Below are 14,981 nucleotides of genomic sequence, written 5' to 3' on the forward strand. Positions count from 1 at the left end.
CGACGCGTGCGCCGTTCCGCACGAGTCGCCGGCCATCTTGCCACGACATCGCATTTCGCTGCTTGCCGTCCTATATTTAGCCGCATAGCCAACGTTCAAACCGGCGTCAGCGACGTATTCCATGCGCTGTCCGACCCGACGCGCTGCGCGATCGTCAGCGCGATCGGATCGCACGGTCGAATTCGTCGAGCGCCATCACGAACAGGAGCAAGCCCATGTCAGCAAGCCACGTCGAACCCGCCGATACCCGCGACCTCGTGATCACCCGCGAACTGCGCGCCCCACGCGCCGCGCTATGGCGCGCGTGGACCGACCCCGAACTGCTGAAGCAATGGTGGTGCCCGAAGCCCTGGACCACCGAGGTGCGCGCGTTCGACCTGCGGCCGGGCGGTGCATTCCACACGTTCATGCGCGGCCCCGACGGCGGCACGAGCGACAACCCCGGCTGCTTCCTCGAGATCGTGCGCGAGTCGCGCCTCGTGTTCACGTCGATGCTGACGGCGGACTGGCGGCCTCACACGCCATGGCTCGGCTTCACGGCCGTGATCACGATGCGCGACGACGGCGCGCTCTGCCACTACGAAGCGCGCGTGATGCATCCCGATGCGGCCACGCGTGACCGGCACGAACACCTCGGTTTCTTCGAAGGCTGGAACATCTGCATCGACCAGCTCGACGAACTGGCGTGCACGCTGCGGTGAGCACGACCGGCATCAGCCGGCATCCGGATGCGGCGCGCACGGCATCGCGCATCGCGCCGCGCCCCGCTGTGTCGTGTCGTGTCGTGTCGTGTCGTGTCGTGTCGTGTCGTGTCGTGCCGCACGCAATTGTCATCCAGAAGACAACCTCCGCTGACTGTCCTGCCTACACTCGCGCCATGTCCACAAACGAGGAGACGGCCATGCGCTACGCGAACAAGGTGGTTTCGGTCGACGAAGCCGTGTCGCATGTACGGTCGGACAGCCGGCTGATGCTCGGCGAATTCGTCGGCGCGGGCGAAGCCGCGCTGTGCATCGAAGCGTTGCTGCACCGCGACGTGCGCGGCCTGACGCTGATCGCCAACACGCCGGGCCTGCGCGGCGGCTTCCTCAAGGCGAAGCTTTTCGCATCCGGCCAGCTCGACGAGTTCATCGGAACCCACGTCGGTACGACGGACGAGTCGACGCACGCGTACCTGACCGGTGCCGTCCGCGTGACCGAATTCTTTCCGATGGGCACCTGGGCCGAGAAGGTGCGTGCTGGTGCGATGGGGCTCGGCGGCGTGCTGGTGCCGGTCGGCATCGGCATCCTCGACCAGCCAGGCCTCTTTCCCGAGCGCGATGCGCCCAAGCCCAAAATCACGGTCGACGGCTGCGAATGCTTCGTCGAGCCGCCGCTACGCGCGGACGTCTCGATCATCAAGGGCTGGCGCGCCGACACCTTCGGCAATGTCGAGTTTCGCGGCACGTCGCTGCAGAACCAGCGCGACATCGCGATGGCGGGCCGCTACACGATCGTCGAGGTGAACGAGATCGTCACAGTCGGCACGATCCCGCCGGAGCGGGTCGGCTGCCCAGGCGTATTCGTCAATGCGGTCGTGCAGGGGCTGACGCTCGACGAACAGCATGCGCTCTACCGCCAGCAGTGGACGCGTCTCGGGCGCCTGCCAGCCGCCGACACGCCAGCCTGAGCGCTTCACCGCCCCTGCCCCGAAGGAGAGAACACCATGCTCGCACCCACGACACACGCGAACCCGAAACATCGCATCGCCGCACGCTGCGCGCAGGAACTGCGCGCGGGCCAGGTCGTCAACCTGGGACTCGGCATTCCGACGTTGACGGCGAACTATCTCGACGCCGACGCAGGCGTGATCTTCCATACCGAAAACGGCGCGTTCGGCTTCGGCGGCCGGCCGAGCGCCGACGCGCTCGACAGCGATCTGACGAACGCGGGCTGCGAGCCCATCACGCTCGCGCCCGGTGCCGCGCTGATGGATCTCGCGACGTCGCTCGGCGCGATGCGCAACGGTTACATCGACATCACGATTCTCGGCGCGCTGCAGGTCGACGCGCACGGCAACCTGGCGAACTGGGCATGCCGGCGCGACGGCAAATGGTGGCCCGGCATCGGCGGCGCGATGGACCTGTGTCATGGCACGCGCACGGTGATCGCCGCGCTCCAGCACACCGACAAGCACGGCCGCTCGAAGATCCTGCCCCGCTGCACGCTGCCGCTGACCGGTCGCGGGTGCGTGAAGGTGATCGTCACCGAGCATGCGGTATTCGACGTGACCGACGACGGCCTGGTGCTGCGCGAAATCCTGTCGCATGCGACACTGGCCGAGATCCGCGCCATGACCGACGCACCGTTTACACCGGCGCCGGCGTTGCGCGTGCCGGCCGACAAGGTTCCCCCCGGAGAACACGCTCGATGAGCATCGCCAGAACTGCTACGTGGTACTTCGATTTCGTTTCGCCGTTCGCGTACCTGCAACTCGAGCAGTTCGAGCAGCTGCCGTCGACGCTGCGCGTCGAGCCGCGCCCGATCGTGCTCGGCGGGCTGCTGCGGCACTGGGGACAAAAAGGTCCTGCCCAGATCGGTCCCAAGCGCGTGTTCACCTATCGTCACGCACAGTATCGCGCCAGCCAGCTCGGCATCCCTTACAGGATGCCGCCCGCCCATCCGTTCAACCCGGTCAAGACGCTGCGGCTCGCGATCGCGCTCGGCGGCTCGCTCGACACGATCCGGCAGATCTTCCGCCACATCTGGCGCGACGGGCACGACATCGCGTCGCCGGAAGGCTTCGCCGCGCTGTGCGATGCGCTCGGTTTCCCCGAAGGCGTGGACGCCGTCGAAACGCAGGCCGTGAAAGATGCGCTGCGCGCCCACACCGATGATGCCATCGCGCACGGCGTGTTCGGGGTGCCGACCTTCGAACTGGACGGCAACCTGTTCTGGGGCGAGGACTCGACGGCGATGTTCATCGACTGCGTCGAGTCCGGCGCCTGGCTCGATTCGCCGGAAGTGCGCCGCATCAGCACGCTGCCGGACGGCCTGGTCCGTGACTGAGCGCAACGCGCCGCCCGGCACGGCCCAGGCCCGCCCGGGCATCGGCCGCGCACGCCTCGCGCATATCGCCGCGTGGTCGATCGAACTGCCTGACGACGAGGCCGAGCGCGCGTGCACGGGCATCGTCGAGAAAACCTACGCGCGTGGCGCCTGCATCTGTCCGAAGCACACGGTGCTGGAAAGCTGGACGGGCGTCGTCACCGGGCTGATCAAGATCGGCACGGTGTCGCCCGAAGGACGCAGCGTCACGTTCACCGGCGTGCCGGCGGGCGGCTGGTTCGGCGAAGGCACGGTACTGAAGAACGAACCGCGCCGTTACGACATCGTCGCACTGCGCGACACGCGCATGGCCTTCATGGACCGGCCGACCTTCATGTGGCTCGTCGAGCACAGTGTCGCGTTCAATCGCTTCCTCGTGCGCCAGCTCAACGAGCGACTGTCGCATTTCATGGCGCTGCTCGAATACGACCGGCTGCTCGACGCGACGCCACGGCTCGCGCGGTGCATCGCGTCGCTGTTCAATCCGGTGCTCTACCCTGGCGGCGGCGATCACCTCGAGATCACACAGGAAGAACTCGGCCTGTTGTCCGGCATGACGCGACAGGTCGCGAACCAGTCGCTGAAGGCGTTGCATAAGGAAGGGCTCGTACGGCTCGAATACGGCGGCGTCACCGTGGTCGACCTCGCGCGACTGCGCGAGTACGGCGCGTAACCGCGGCGTCGGCCGCCGCCGCACGAACCGGCCACGCTGGCCGCGCGCGTCACGGTTCCCGCGCCTCGACGAGCGCCGGCACCGCGTCGCGCGTCAGCGCGACGAACCGCACGAGCCTCGACGGATAGAACTGCGCATGCGGATAGGTCAGATAGACCGGCAGCGGCGCGGCCTCCCATTGCGGCGCGAGATGCACGAGGCGCCCGTTCGCGAGATCGTCGTCCAGCATCCACGACGACCCGACACATGCTCCGACGCCCAGCAGCGCCGCGCTGCGCAGCGCATACAGGTTCGCGGTGCTGATGCGCGGACGGATCGCGATGCGCCGCGTGTCGCCCGTCACGCGATGGGTGAGCGCCAGCTCGTTGCGGTAATACGTGCGCAACGCGAGCCACGGCAACGCGGCGAGCGCGTCGGGATCGGCCGGCACGTCGGCGCCGTCCAGCACCGACGGCGCGGCAACCACGAAGCGCGGCACGTTCGACAGCCGGATCGCGACGACGCCCGGATCGGTCGGCTCGCCGACCTGGATCGCGCAGTCGATGCCGCTGCCGATGAAATCCCGCACTTCGTCCTGCAGCAACCATTCGACCGACACGCGCGGACAGGCGCGCAAGTATTGCGCGAGCGGCCCGACGAAGCGTTCCTGGCCGAACGCGTGCGGCACCGCGACCCGCAGCAGCCCCTCGGGCTCCTCCTGCGCGCCGCGCAGGTCGGCTTCGAACGACGCCCAGCTCGCCAGCAGCTCCTTCGCGCGCTTGAAGCAGCGCTCGCCGTCGACGGTCAGCCGCATCGCATGCGTCGTGCGCTGCAGCAGCCGCACGCCGAGCGAACGCTCGAGCGCCTGCAACCGGCGGCTGATCGTCGGCTGCGTCGTATGCAACTGTGCGGCGGCCGCCGACAGGCTGCCCGATTCGACTATGCGCACGAACGTCTCCATCAGCTCGAAACGATAGCCGGCGCCGTCGACCGGAACCGTGGCATTGCTCGGATGCCCGCCAGCAGCGGGCTTGACAGGGTGTTTCTCGCTCATACGTGGAGCGTATAACAAATCTGCGCGCGACGGTACTACCGTCGTTCCGGGCCGGCCGTCAAACTCGCGTCCATCTCCTCACCCGAAGAAGGACCCGATCATGTCTACCCCGACGAACTCCGCCGCCGCCCGCGCGCCGCTCGCGCCCCCGCATGCGGCTCACGCAGTCACGCGGCTCGATGGCCGCCTCGTGCTGCTGCTCGCCGCCGCGGCCGGCCTCGCGGTCGCGCCGCTCTACTACAGCCAGCCGATGCTGGGCGTGCTCGGGCCCGACCTCGGCGCGTCGGAACGCGCGGTCGGTTTCGTGCCAACGCTCACGCAGCTCGGCTATGCGCTCGGCATCCTGCTGCTCGCGCCGCTCGGCGACCGCTTCGATCGCCGCCGCGTGATCCTCGCGAAGGCGGCCGCGCTCGTCGTCGCGCTGCTGATTGCGGCGGTGGCGCCGTCGATCGGCCTGCTGCTCGCGGCGAGTTTCGCGATCGGGCTGTCCGCGACGATGGCGCAGGACGTCGTGCCGGCTGCGGCAACGCTTGCGCACGACGCGCATCGCGGCAAGGTCGTGGGCACGGTGATGACCGGCCTGCTGATGGGCATCCTGCTGTCGCGGGTCGTCAGCGGCTTCGTCGCCGCGAACGCCGGCTGGCGCGCGATGTTCGTGATCGCCGCCGCAAGTGTCGCGGCAATCGGCATCGTGTCCGCGCGCGGCCTGCCGCGCTTTCAGCCGACGACGCAGTTGCCGTATCGCGCGCTGATCGGCTCGCTCGGCGAGCTGTGGCGCCGCCATCCCGCGCTGCGGCGCGCGGCGTTCGCGCAAGGGCTGCTGTCGGTGGGCTTCAGCGCGTTCTGGTCGACGCTCGCGGTGATGCTGCATGGCGCGCCATTCCATCTCGGCAGCGCGGCCGCCGGCGCGTTCGGCCTCGCGGGCGCTGCTGGCGCGCTGGCCGCGCCGGTCGCCGGGCGTCTCGCTGACCGACACGGCCCGGAACACGTGACGCGACTCGGCATCGGCATCGCGACACTGTCGTTCGCCGTCCTGGCGCTCGCGCCGCTGATGTCCGCCCATGCGCAGCTCGCGTTGCTGGCGGCCGGCACGATCGGCTTCGACCTCGGCGTGCAGGCAACGCTGATCGCGCATCAGGCGATCGTCTACCGCATCGATCCGGCGTCGCGCAGCCGCCTCAACGCGGTGCTGTTCGTCGGCATGTTCATCGGCATGGCGGCAGGCGCCGCGATCGGCAGTCTGTTGCTCGCGCAACTGGGGTGGAATGCGGTGATCGTGCTGGCCGTCGTCACGTCGCTCGCGGCGCTCGGCGTGCGGATCTGGCGGCGCTGATACGGTGAAGGGTCGCGACCGATATTGGCGCGATCCGTGTGATACGTGTGATACGTGTGATCACCGCGGCCCATGCGATCGCACCACGGTACCCCGGACGGGCAGCACATCGTGCTTGCCCGTCTTTTCTTTTATTTTCGACAGGCGCTGGCGCGCATGCGCGTCACGCGGCAGATTCCGCCGCACGACGAAGCAAATCTATTCACTCGATGCAATGACGTTGCACGCGCAACGCGTTGTCCAGTTCACCCAATTATTTTCCTGGCACCCGCATCCGCATCGGCGCGGTGCCCGCGAATTCCTCGCGCGCCGCGCCACACGGCGCCGCCGAATCCGGCCCCAACACACTGGCCCGTTTCGTCTGGGGATTTCCCGAATTTTTTCGCATTTTCTTCGAAATAACGGGTGACATACTTGCCCCCCGTTGCGCTTGCCTGTCGAGCGCGCTTTTGATCCCGCCGGCAGCACATGTCATGCGCTGCGCGTCCGCCGGGGCCGCAGAACATGAACAACTTCGACACTTCGATCCAGCTCTTCCTGACCCACATCACGTTCAGCCCGTTGCTGAACCACGCGATCCGCGTCGTCGCGGGCCTGTACACGTTCAAGGGCTTCGTGCTGATTCCGGTGCTGTGCTGGCTCTGGTTCCAGCCGGGCCCGCGCAGCGAATGGCAGCGCGAGATGGTCATCGCGACGCTCGCGAGCGGACTCGCCGCGCTCGCGAGCGGCCGGCTGCTCGCGCACTATCTGCCGTTCCGCGTGCGGCCGATCTACAACCCGGAACTGCATCTGCACTTTCCGTCCGCGGAATTGCGCGCGGCGACGCTGCAGGCGTGGAGTTCGTTTCCGAGCGATCACGCGATGTTGTGGATGGCGATCTCGACCGGCATCTTCCTGATGTCGCGCCGCATCGGCGTGCTCGCGCTGCTGTACACCGTCGTATTCATTTGCGTGCCGCGCGCGTATCTCGGCTTTCACTATCCGACCGACCTGATCGCGGGCGCGGCGATCGGCGTCGCGATCACGCTGCTGATGACGCGCGACGCGGTTCGCACCCGCTGCGCGCGGCCGGTGCTGCAGTTGATCGAGCGCTTTCCCGCACCGGCCTACACGCTCGCGTTCCTGCTGTGCTTCGAGCTGATCACGCAGTTCGACGAACTGCTGACGCTCGCGCAGTCGGCCTCGCGAACGATGTGACCGCAACGGACGCCGCGATGCTGCCACTCTTGCTGTCACGTCGAACCGCCGCGCGCTGCCGGTCGAGCGCGACAACGTCGCGAGCCGCGACCGGCACGCCGCATATCGATCGTGACCCGGTGTGCCGACCGGAAAGAACCCGCGATGCGGCCGCGCCTCGTCGAGCGCACGTGAGAACGATGGCCGCGCAAGCAGATGCTTCCGGTACGCGATCACGTGCGCGAACGACGGATCGATGCGATGCGAACAGTCCGCGTAGAACGGGAACGGCGCGGCGGCGCAGTCGGCGAGGCTGAAGCGGTTGCCGCGCGCGCAGCGCTCCGTCTCCGGAACTACTGCCGGCCATTCACGACCACCCGCCCCTCAGCCCGCCAGCGCAGCATCCCGCCGCCGAGATTCGCGACCGCCTCGAAGCCCGCGTTCCGCAGGATCACGGTCGCCTGCGCGGACCTTCCGCCCGCCCGGCACACGGTCACGACCGGCCGCTCGCGGCCGAGCTCGCTTGCGCGCGCGGCCAGTTCGCCGAGCGGAATCAGCGTCGCGTCGGGCAGGTGCCCGAGCGGCCCCGTGAATTCGGCGGGTTCGCGCACGTCGACGACCTGCACCGCGTTCAGATGATCCTCGAGCCACTGCGGATCGATTTCCCAGAACCCGGCGAACGTGTAGACGAGCGGCGCCCAGTCGGGTTCCGCGTGCTGCTCGGGCGCGCCGACCGCAAGGCCGCACTTCAGGTTCGCCGGCACCGCGACGTCGATCTGCCGCGGGTGCGGCAGCCCGAGGTTCGTCATGTAGCCCGCGAAATCGTCCTCGCTGAGATCGCCGCCGAGGCGCGGGTTGAAACGCCGCTCCTCGCCGACGCTCGTCACCGTCAGCCCGCGATAGTCGTGCGCCGGATACAGCAGGCAGGTTTCCGGCAGCGTGAAGAGCCGGCCGTGCACGGCGCGGTACATCGCGCGCGGATCCCCCTGCTGGAAATCAGTGCGGCCCGTGCCGCGGATCAGCAGGCAATCGCCGGTGAACGCAATCGACTCGTCGTCGAGCACGAGGCTGATGCAGCCGTTCGTATGGCCCGGCGTCGCGCGCACGGTCAGGTCGCGCCCGCCGAACGGGCAGCGGTCGCCGTCGCGCAGATAGCGGTCCGCGCCCTGCGCGCCGCTCGCCGCCGAAAACGCGATCGCGCTGCCGGTGCGCTGCTTCAGCAGCCACGCGCCGGTCACGTGGTCCGCATGCACGTGCGTGTCGATCGTCATCGCGAGCCGCAGCCCGAGCTCGTCGAGCAGCGCCGCGTCGCGGCGCACCTGCTCGAACACCGGATCGATCAGCATGGCCTCCCGCGACGCGCGGTCGGCCAGCAGATACGTGTAGGTGGACGATTGCTGATCGAAGAGTTGCCGGAAGATCACCACGATGTCACTCCGTCGCCAGTCCCCGCGCGCGGCACGGCCGGCGCCGCGCGCCGCCCTGCCGCCCGTCGACGCGATCGGCCCGCCTCGCCGGCCGATCCGCCCCCGTCATGAAATCGCGCCGCCATCCGTGTCCCAATAGGCGTCTCGCTACGCGCCGCCATACGCGGCGCGGGACAAGCGGCGCGGGCCGCGTCAGCGCGGCTGCGTCACGTAACGCAGATACGGCTTCAGGGTCCTGAAGCCCTGCGGATATTTCTGCTTCGCGTCGTCGTCCGACACCGACGTCGGAATGATCACGTCGTCGCCCGGCTTCCAGTTCACCGGCGTCGCGACCGTATGCTGCGCGTTGAGCTGCAGCGCGTCGAGCAGGCGCATCACCTCGTCGAAATTGCGGCCGGCGCTCATCGGATAGACCAGCATCGCCTTGACCTTCTTGTCCGGCCCGATGATGAACACGGAGCGCACCGTCGCGTTGTCGACCGCGGTGCGCGGGCCGCCGCTCGCGTTCGGATGGATCATGTCGTACAGCTTCGCGACCGTCAGGGTGTCGTCGCCGATCATCGGATAGTTGACCGCGTGCCCCTGCGTCTCCTCGATGTCCTTCACCCATTTCTGGTGATCGCTGACGGGATCGACGGAGAGCCCGATGATCTTCGTGTTGCGCTTGTCGAATTCCGGCTTCAGCCCGGCCATGTAGCCGAGCTCGGTTGTGCACACTGGCGTGAAATCCTTCGGATGAGAGAACAGGATCGCCCACTGGTCGCCGATCCACTCGTGGAACCGGATCGTCCCCTCGGTGGTCTCGGCGGTGAAATCAGGCGCTTCCTCTCCTAGTCGAATCGACATTTTCGTCCTCCATGGCATGGAACCCTCACGACGCCCGCGCCGCCCCCGGCACGGCCGCGCCCTGATTCGTCGAACGTAACGCTGGCGACTGCCGCGCACGCCGGTGCCCGCGTCCGGCCCGGCGGCGCGCAAGCCTCCACCGGCGGGACGCGCGCCACCCCGCGCGCGTTTAAAGGTTAGGACAAAATGCGCGCGTCACGGGCAGCAGTTCGCTGCGTGCGCCAACGCACGATACGCGTGCGCAACACTCGCAATCATGCCGGCGCAACGCGCGGCAAAACCGCCCGCACGCATGCAGACGCCGCATGAGGCCACGCGCGTGGCGCCGCGCGTGTCGGCAGGCGGATCACCTATGAAACGTTTTTCTCGCGCCGAAATGGGGAACCTTACCCATATGGAAAAAAATCACCAATGAAATCATTGACTTGAATCGCGTGGCACATTGCTCGCTTGCCTCCCCCTCAAAATCGTCGACGCGCGGCACCGGCGTTACGACACCACCTCGAACGTGCCCGCACGCATGCGGCCGCGCCACCGCACCACTGATGCCGCGCCAGACCGGCCGCCGGCCGGTACGGGAAATCCGTCTTGTTGACCCCACCGATTCCAGGGGCCGCTGCCCGACATACATGCCGGGCAGGCCGCCGGGCAGTAAGTCGTTTTTGCAACGTATCGAACAACGTCAGTCGCTTCAGGAGGACACCATGAAAGTACGACGTACGAACGAATCGCCGAGCGTGTGGCGCGCGCTGCTGACCGGCCTGTGTGCGGGGGCCGTCGCGGCCGCCGCGCTCGGTTCGCCCGCGGCATTCGCTGCCGGCAAATCACAACGCCATGTTGGTCATGGCTCGCTGCCGGTGAAAGGCAGCATCGCGGCCAAATTCCCGTCGCTGCCGACCGGCCCGCATCCAAGCGAAGTGAACAGCAAGCAGAAGATCAAGCCGAATCCGCTATAAGCGCCACGGTCGCTTCATTGTCGGGGAAGAGGTTCATCGATCAGATAACCGATACGTGAGGTTTGCCATGACTGCAACGCGAACGTTTTTTTGCAAACCGGGGCCCGTGGTGCGCGGGCTGGCCGCCGCGGCGCTGTGCGCCGCCGCCCAGGTCGCGCAGGCCGTTCCGGCTGATGCGCAGATCGACCTGAAGGTGCTGGTGCTCGCCAGTCAGCAGGCCGGCAACAGTCCTGAATTGCAGGCGACACAGACGATTCTCGATCGCCTGGGCGTGCCGTACACGATCTACAGCTACGACACCAACAATCCGACGCTGCCGGCGCTCGAAACCGGCGACCACGCGAAGTACCAGGGCATCATCATGCCGATCAGCGATGCCCGGTTCATGAACCCGTTCACCGGCGGCGCGCTCGCGACGACGCTCGCGCGCTACCAGTTCAAGTACAACGTGCGGCTCGCGAGCGTCTACACGTGGCCGGGCGACACAGGCTGCATGCAGTACGTCGGCTACCGCGACACCACGGCATCGCCGCTCAACACGACGCTGACGGCCACCGGCAAGACGCTGTTCGCGTACATGAACGCCGGCACGAGCGCAGCGAACCCGCTGACCGTGCAGAACGCGTGGACGTACTTCATGTCGCCCGCGAGCCCGCTGCCGGCCGGCACGACGACGACGACGCAGGTCCAGGGCACGGGCACCAACAACGTCACGTATTCGGTCGCGTCGACCTGCCTGTTCGGCAACACGACGCCCGTCGCGGGCGACAGCACGTCGCGCGAGATCATGGCGGTCTCGTTCGACAACAATCCGTATCTGATGCACTCGATGACGCTGTCGTACGGCCTCGTCAACTGGGTCACGCGTGGGCTGTTCGTCGGCGTGCGGCACGTGTACATGGATCCGCAGGTCGACGACAACGGCATTCCGGACGAGATCTTCCCGTATGCGGTGTCGGACTATACGGGCCTGTGGTACGACGTCAGAAACGGTAACTGCCAGCCCAACAACCCCTGCGTGTACACATCGACGAGCCCTCAGGGCCAGTGTCCGCTCGGCAGCCCCGTCGGCTCGACGAACCCGAACACCGGCACGACCGCCTGCGAGTACCGGACCGTCGGCACCGACTTCGACAACACGATGAACTGGCAGGACACCACCAACTCCAACACGGCCAATGCGGGTGCGCTGAAGTTCACGCTGGCGTTCAACGGGTCGGGCTACGGCACCGCTTACGGCGGCCTCGGCAACTACCCGACGACAGGCACCGATACGCTGTCGACCGAGACCAACGCGAACGAATACGACTTCAAGTGGATCACGCACACGTACGACCACATCCTGCTCGACCCGCCGTTCACGACGACGGCCGCGCAGGTCACGTCCGAGCTGCAGAACAACGACAACGTCGCGCAGACGTTCGGCTTCGAGAACTACAACACGACCGTGATCGTCACGCCGGAGATCTCCGGGCTCTATAACGCGACGACGCTCGGCGCGCTGAACGGTTTCGGCATCACGGTGCTGGTTTCGGATTCGTCGAAGCCTACGCCGCCCGTCGGCACGGCGAACTGCCCGACGAACAACAATGGCGTCAACTGGCCGCTGCCGCCGTTCAACGCGGGCAAGTACAACTGCGTGAACCCGAACATCTTCGAGATCCCGCGCTATGCGACCGCGCTGTTCTACAACGTGTCGCAGCCGCAGGAATGGGTCAACGAGTACAACTACTTCTACGGCGCGAACGGCATCGATCCGACGAAGTGGGGCTATGACCTGACCTATCCGCAGGTGCTGGACAAGGTGTCGGATACGCTCGTGAGCTACCTGCTCACGTTCGACATGCGGCCGCTGATGTTCCACCAGTCGAACCTGCGCGCGTACAGCGGCACGAGCTTCCTGCTCGGCGACCTGCTGAGCGCGGTGCTGAAAAAGTACAACAAGTACTACAAGGGCCTGCCGCTCCGCAGCCCATACCTATCCGACGCCGGCGTGCTCGCGAAGCAGCGGCTCGTGTTCGACACGTCGAGCGTGGCCGCCACGCTCGTGCCGGGCAAGTCGATCACGGTCAGCGCATCGCGCAGCGACGGGCAATCGGTGGTGGTGCCGGTCACCGGCGTGACGTTCGGCACCGTGCATGAAACGTACGGCGGGCAGAGCAACTCGACGATTACGCTGCTGCCCGCGACCGCGTACACGACGCAGATCACGCCGGCACCCGCCTGGCAATAGCTTGCCGACAGGCATCGCGCGACGGAGGCGCGAACTGAAGACGCCCGCCGCAAGGCGGGCGTTCTTTTGCGGGCGAGTGGCGAGTGGCGAGTGGCGAGTGGCGCGCGGCGAGGTCAGTCCCACATCGCCGGTTCGCGCCGCGCCGGAACGCCGGATTCCCCAATCGCCTCCTTCAGGAACTCGACGCACGCGCGCACCTTCGCGGATTGCGCGAGCCGCGCCGGATAGACGGCCCACACGTTCGCGGGCTGCGAGACGCCCGGCAGCACGCGCCGCAGCCGGCCCGCGTCGATCAGCGGCTGCACGTCCCAGATCGAGCGCAGCACGATGCCGCGCCCGGCGAGCGCCCATTGCACGGCAACCTCGCCGTGATTGCTCGACAGCGGCCCCGTCACCTGCACGGACACCGTCTCGCCGCGCTCGTCGAGCCGCCATACGCCGAACGGATGGTCGCGCTCCTTGATCGCGACGCACGCGTGCGACGCGAGATCGCCAACCTGCTTCGGCACGCCGTGCCGCGCGAGATAGTCGGGCGACGCGCACAGCACGCGGTAGTTCGACGCGAGTTGCTTCGCGATCAGGCGGCCGGCGATCTCGTCGCCGATCCGCACGTCGACATCGAAGCCTTCGGCCGCGACGTCGACGATCCGGTCGAACAGCTCGAGCCGCACGTTGAGCTGCGGATAGCGGTCCGACAGTTCGGCAAGCGCCGGCGCGACGACGTTGCGGCCGAACCCGAAGCTGCTCGACACGCGCAACGTGCCGCGCGGCACGCGGCGCGTCGTCGACACATCCTCGACCAGATGCTCGACGTCGTCGAGGATCTTCTCGGCCCATGCGTACACGCGCTCGCCGGCATCCGTCACCGCGACGCGGCGCGTCGACCGGTGCAGCAGGCGGATGCCGAGGCTCGCCTCGAGCATCCCGACCCGCTTGCTCACGTACGACGACGACATCGTGAGCGCGTCGGCCGCCGCGCTGAAGCTGGCCTTGCGCGCGACCATGCAGAACACGCGCAGGTCGCCGAGTTCGGGCGTGACGGCCGCATCGTTCATCGCATGCTCCGGTCAGAACGAATGCCGCATGCCGATCCGCACGTCGGCCTGCGTCTGCGTCGTCGACGGCGTGAAGCTGTAGCCGATCACTGCATCGACGCCCTGCGACGCGCGCAGGTAATCGCCGGAGAGGTAGACGTCGGTGCGCTTCGACAGCAGATAGTGAAGGCCCGCGCTGCCCATGTTCCAGTGGTGGCCTTCGAAGCGCGTGTGCTGATAACCCGCGATCAGGCTCAGCGCCGGCGTGAACTGGTACGAGCCGCCGCCTTCGTACGACTGCATGTGCGACGACTGGCCGAAGCCCTTGATCGTCGTGTACGAGTAGTTGGCGTCCAGCGTCAGCTTGCCGATCGTGTAGCTCGACCCGACGCCGAACGTGCCCTGGCTGTCGACGTTCATCGGCGTGTCGGCGAACAGGTCGGTGCGCGCGCCGGTCGCCGGATCGACGGTCACGGTCTGCTGCCCGAGGAACGTGTGCGTGCCGATCATCGCGTACGGATCGAACGCGTAGATGCCGTTCGGATTGTTCAGCCGCGTGTACGCGGCGCCGATCGAGAAGTCGCCCTTCGTGAAGCTCGCGCCCGCGCTCCACGCGCTGTTGCGGTGGAAGTTGCCGGCGACGTTGCCGAACGAATACATCGCGCCGAACTTGAGGCCGCTCAGGTCGCTCGACAGGAACTTCACCGAGTTCGGCAGGCGGTCGCCGTTGAAGCGGTCGAAGTCGCCCTGGTGGATCGCATAGCCGCTGCCCCACGCCGAGATGTTGTAGATCGACACGAGTTCGTTGGTGATGTCGAGCTGGTTGCCGAACGACAGCGTGCCCCAGTCGTCCTGCAATCCGACATATGCCTGCCGCCCGAATTCGGCGCCGCCGAAGCCGAGCTTGCCGTTGCCGAGATGGAAGCCGCTCTCGAGCACGAACACCGCCTTCAGTCCGCCGCCGAGATCCTCGGTGCCCTTGAGCCCGAAGCGGTTGCCGTACGCGACGCCGTCGTCGAATTTCACGACGTGCGCGCCGCCCGTATTGGACACGTAGGTGATGCCGGCATCGAGCACGCCGTACAGCGTGACGCTGCTCTGCGCGCGGCTGTCCGTCGCCGCGCACGCCAAAGCCAGCGCTGCCAGCGGCAGCGCCTTCGAAACAATGCTTTTCATCGAGTGG

General features: G+C 67.3%; 14 protein-coding genes and 1 pseudogene. 9 read left to right on the plus strand and 6 right to left on the minus strand.

Going from position 1 to position 14,981, the window contains the following annotated elements; genetic code table 11:
- Window positions 1-215: 215 nt before the first annotated feature.
- The 5 genes from DID96_RS19595 (at window position 216) to DID96_RS19615 (ending at window position 3,760) form a co-directional block, all read left to right on the plus strand.
- Complete coding sequence (locus tag DID96_RS19595) at window positions 216-701, plus strand: SRPBCC family protein (protein ID WP_124600927.1); 486 nt, start codon at window positions 216-218, stop codon at window positions 699-701.
- 200 nt (window positions 702-901) lie between these two features.
- The gene (locus tag DID96_RS19600; RefSeq protein WP_124600928.1) at window positions 902-1,669 is read left to right on the plus strand and encodes a CoA transferase subunit A; all 768 of its coding nucleotides are present in this window, start codon (window positions 902-904) and stop codon (window positions 1,667-1,669) included.
- Window positions 1,670-1,705: 36 nt separating this feature from the next.
- Window positions 1,706-2,413 carry a 3-oxoacid CoA-transferase subunit B gene (locus DID96_RS19605; RefSeq protein ID WP_124600929.1) on the plus strand — a complete coding sequence of 236 codons (708 nt, stop codon included), beginning with the start codon at window positions 1,706-1,708 and terminating at the stop codon, window positions 2,411-2,413.
- Window positions 2,410-3,048 (plus strand): 2-hydroxychromene-2-carboxylate isomerase, encoded by a 639-nt coding sequence (locus tag DID96_RS19610; protein WP_124600930.1) that lies wholly within the window; start codon window positions 2,410-2,412, stop codon window positions 3,046-3,048. The genes DID96_RS19605 and DID96_RS19610 overlap by 4 nt, the downstream gene beginning before the upstream one ends.
- Window positions 3,041-3,760: a Crp/Fnr family transcriptional regulator gene (locus DID96_RS19615; protein ID WP_221624591.1), complete on the plus strand. Its 720-nt coding sequence runs from the start codon at window positions 3,041-3,043 to the stop codon at window positions 3,758-3,760. The genes DID96_RS19610 and DID96_RS19615 overlap by 8 nt, the downstream gene beginning before the upstream one ends.
- A 49-nt stretch (window positions 3,761-3,809) precedes the next feature.
- Here DID96_RS19615 and DID96_RS19620 read toward each other — a convergent pair whose 3' ends face one another.
- Entirely contained in the window at window positions 3,810-4,793 is a 984-nt protein-coding gene (locus DID96_RS19620; RefSeq protein ID WP_124600931.1) for a LysR family transcriptional regulator, read from the minus strand.
- Window positions 4,794-4,893: 100 nt separating this feature from the next.
- On the opposite strand from DID96_RS19620, the gene DID96_RS19625 reads away from it, so the two are divergent.
- Both DID96_RS19625 and DID96_RS19630 read left to right on the plus strand, forming a co-directional pair.
- Entirely contained in the window at window positions 4,894-6,126 is a 1,233-nt protein-coding gene (locus tag DID96_RS19625) for an MFS transporter (protein ID WP_124600932.1), read from the plus strand.
- A gap of 504 nt (window positions 6,127-6,630) precedes the next feature.
- Window positions 6,631-7,323, plus strand: coding sequence for a phosphatase PAP2 family protein (locus DID96_RS19630; protein WP_124600933.1), 693 nt, complete (start codon window positions 6,631-6,633; stop codon window positions 7,321-7,323).
- 108 nt (window positions 7,324-7,431) lie between these two features.
- On the opposite strand, the pseudogene DID96_RS38960 reads toward DID96_RS19630, so the two are convergent.
- From DID96_RS38960 to DID96_RS19645, 3 genes and pseudogenes are all read right to left on the minus strand, one after another.
- Window positions 7,432-7,635 (minus strand): annotated as a pseudogene (locus DID96_RS38960) (glutathione S-transferase family protein); the annotation flags it as partial.
- 20 nt (window positions 7,636-7,655) lie between these two features.
- On the minus strand, window positions 7,656-8,726 hold the full coding sequence (locus tag DID96_RS19640) for a rhodanese-like domain-containing protein (RefSeq protein WP_124600985.1): 1,071 nt from the start codon (window positions 8,724-8,726) through the stop codon (window positions 7,656-7,658).
- A 195-nt stretch (window positions 8,727-8,921) separates the two neighbouring features.
- Complete coding sequence (locus DID96_RS19645; RefSeq protein ID WP_124600934.1) at window positions 8,922-9,575, minus strand: peroxiredoxin; 654 nt, start codon at window positions 9,573-9,575, stop codon at window positions 8,922-8,924.
- A gap of 545 nt (window positions 9,576-10,120) precedes the next feature.
- On the opposite strand from DID96_RS19645, the gene DID96_RS38965 reads away from it, so the two are divergent.
- Window positions 10,121-10,531: a hypothetical protein gene (locus DID96_RS38965; RefSeq protein ID WP_260463947.1), complete on the plus strand. Its 411-nt coding sequence runs from the start codon at window positions 10,121-10,123 to the stop codon at window positions 10,529-10,531.
- Between the two features lie 67 nt (window positions 10,532-10,598).
- Window positions 10,599-12,764 carry a hypothetical protein gene (locus tag DID96_RS19655; protein ID WP_260463948.1) on the plus strand — a complete coding sequence of 722 codons (2,166 nt, stop codon included), beginning with the start codon at window positions 10,599-10,601 and terminating at the stop codon, window positions 12,762-12,764.
- 113 nt (window positions 12,765-12,877) lie between these two features.
- Here DID96_RS19655 and DID96_RS19660 read toward each other — a convergent pair whose 3' ends face one another.
- Together DID96_RS19660 and DID96_RS19665 are read right to left on the minus strand one after the other, a co-directional pair.
- Complete coding sequence (locus DID96_RS19660; protein ID WP_124600935.1) at window positions 12,878-13,819, minus strand: LysR substrate-binding domain-containing protein; 942 nt, start codon at window positions 13,817-13,819, stop codon at window positions 12,878-12,880.
- Window positions 13,820-13,831: 12 nt separating this feature from the next.
- Window positions 13,832-14,974 (minus strand): porin, encoded by a 1,143-nt coding sequence (locus tag DID96_RS19665; protein WP_311767756.1) that lies wholly within the window; start codon window positions 14,972-14,974, stop codon window positions 13,832-13,834.
- Window positions 14,975-14,981: the final 7 nt, after the last annotated feature.

The organism is Burkholderia sp. Bp8963, assembly GCF_003854275.1.
Taxonomy (GTDB): Bacteria; Pseudomonadota; Gammaproteobacteria; order Burkholderiales; family Burkholderiaceae; genus Burkholderia.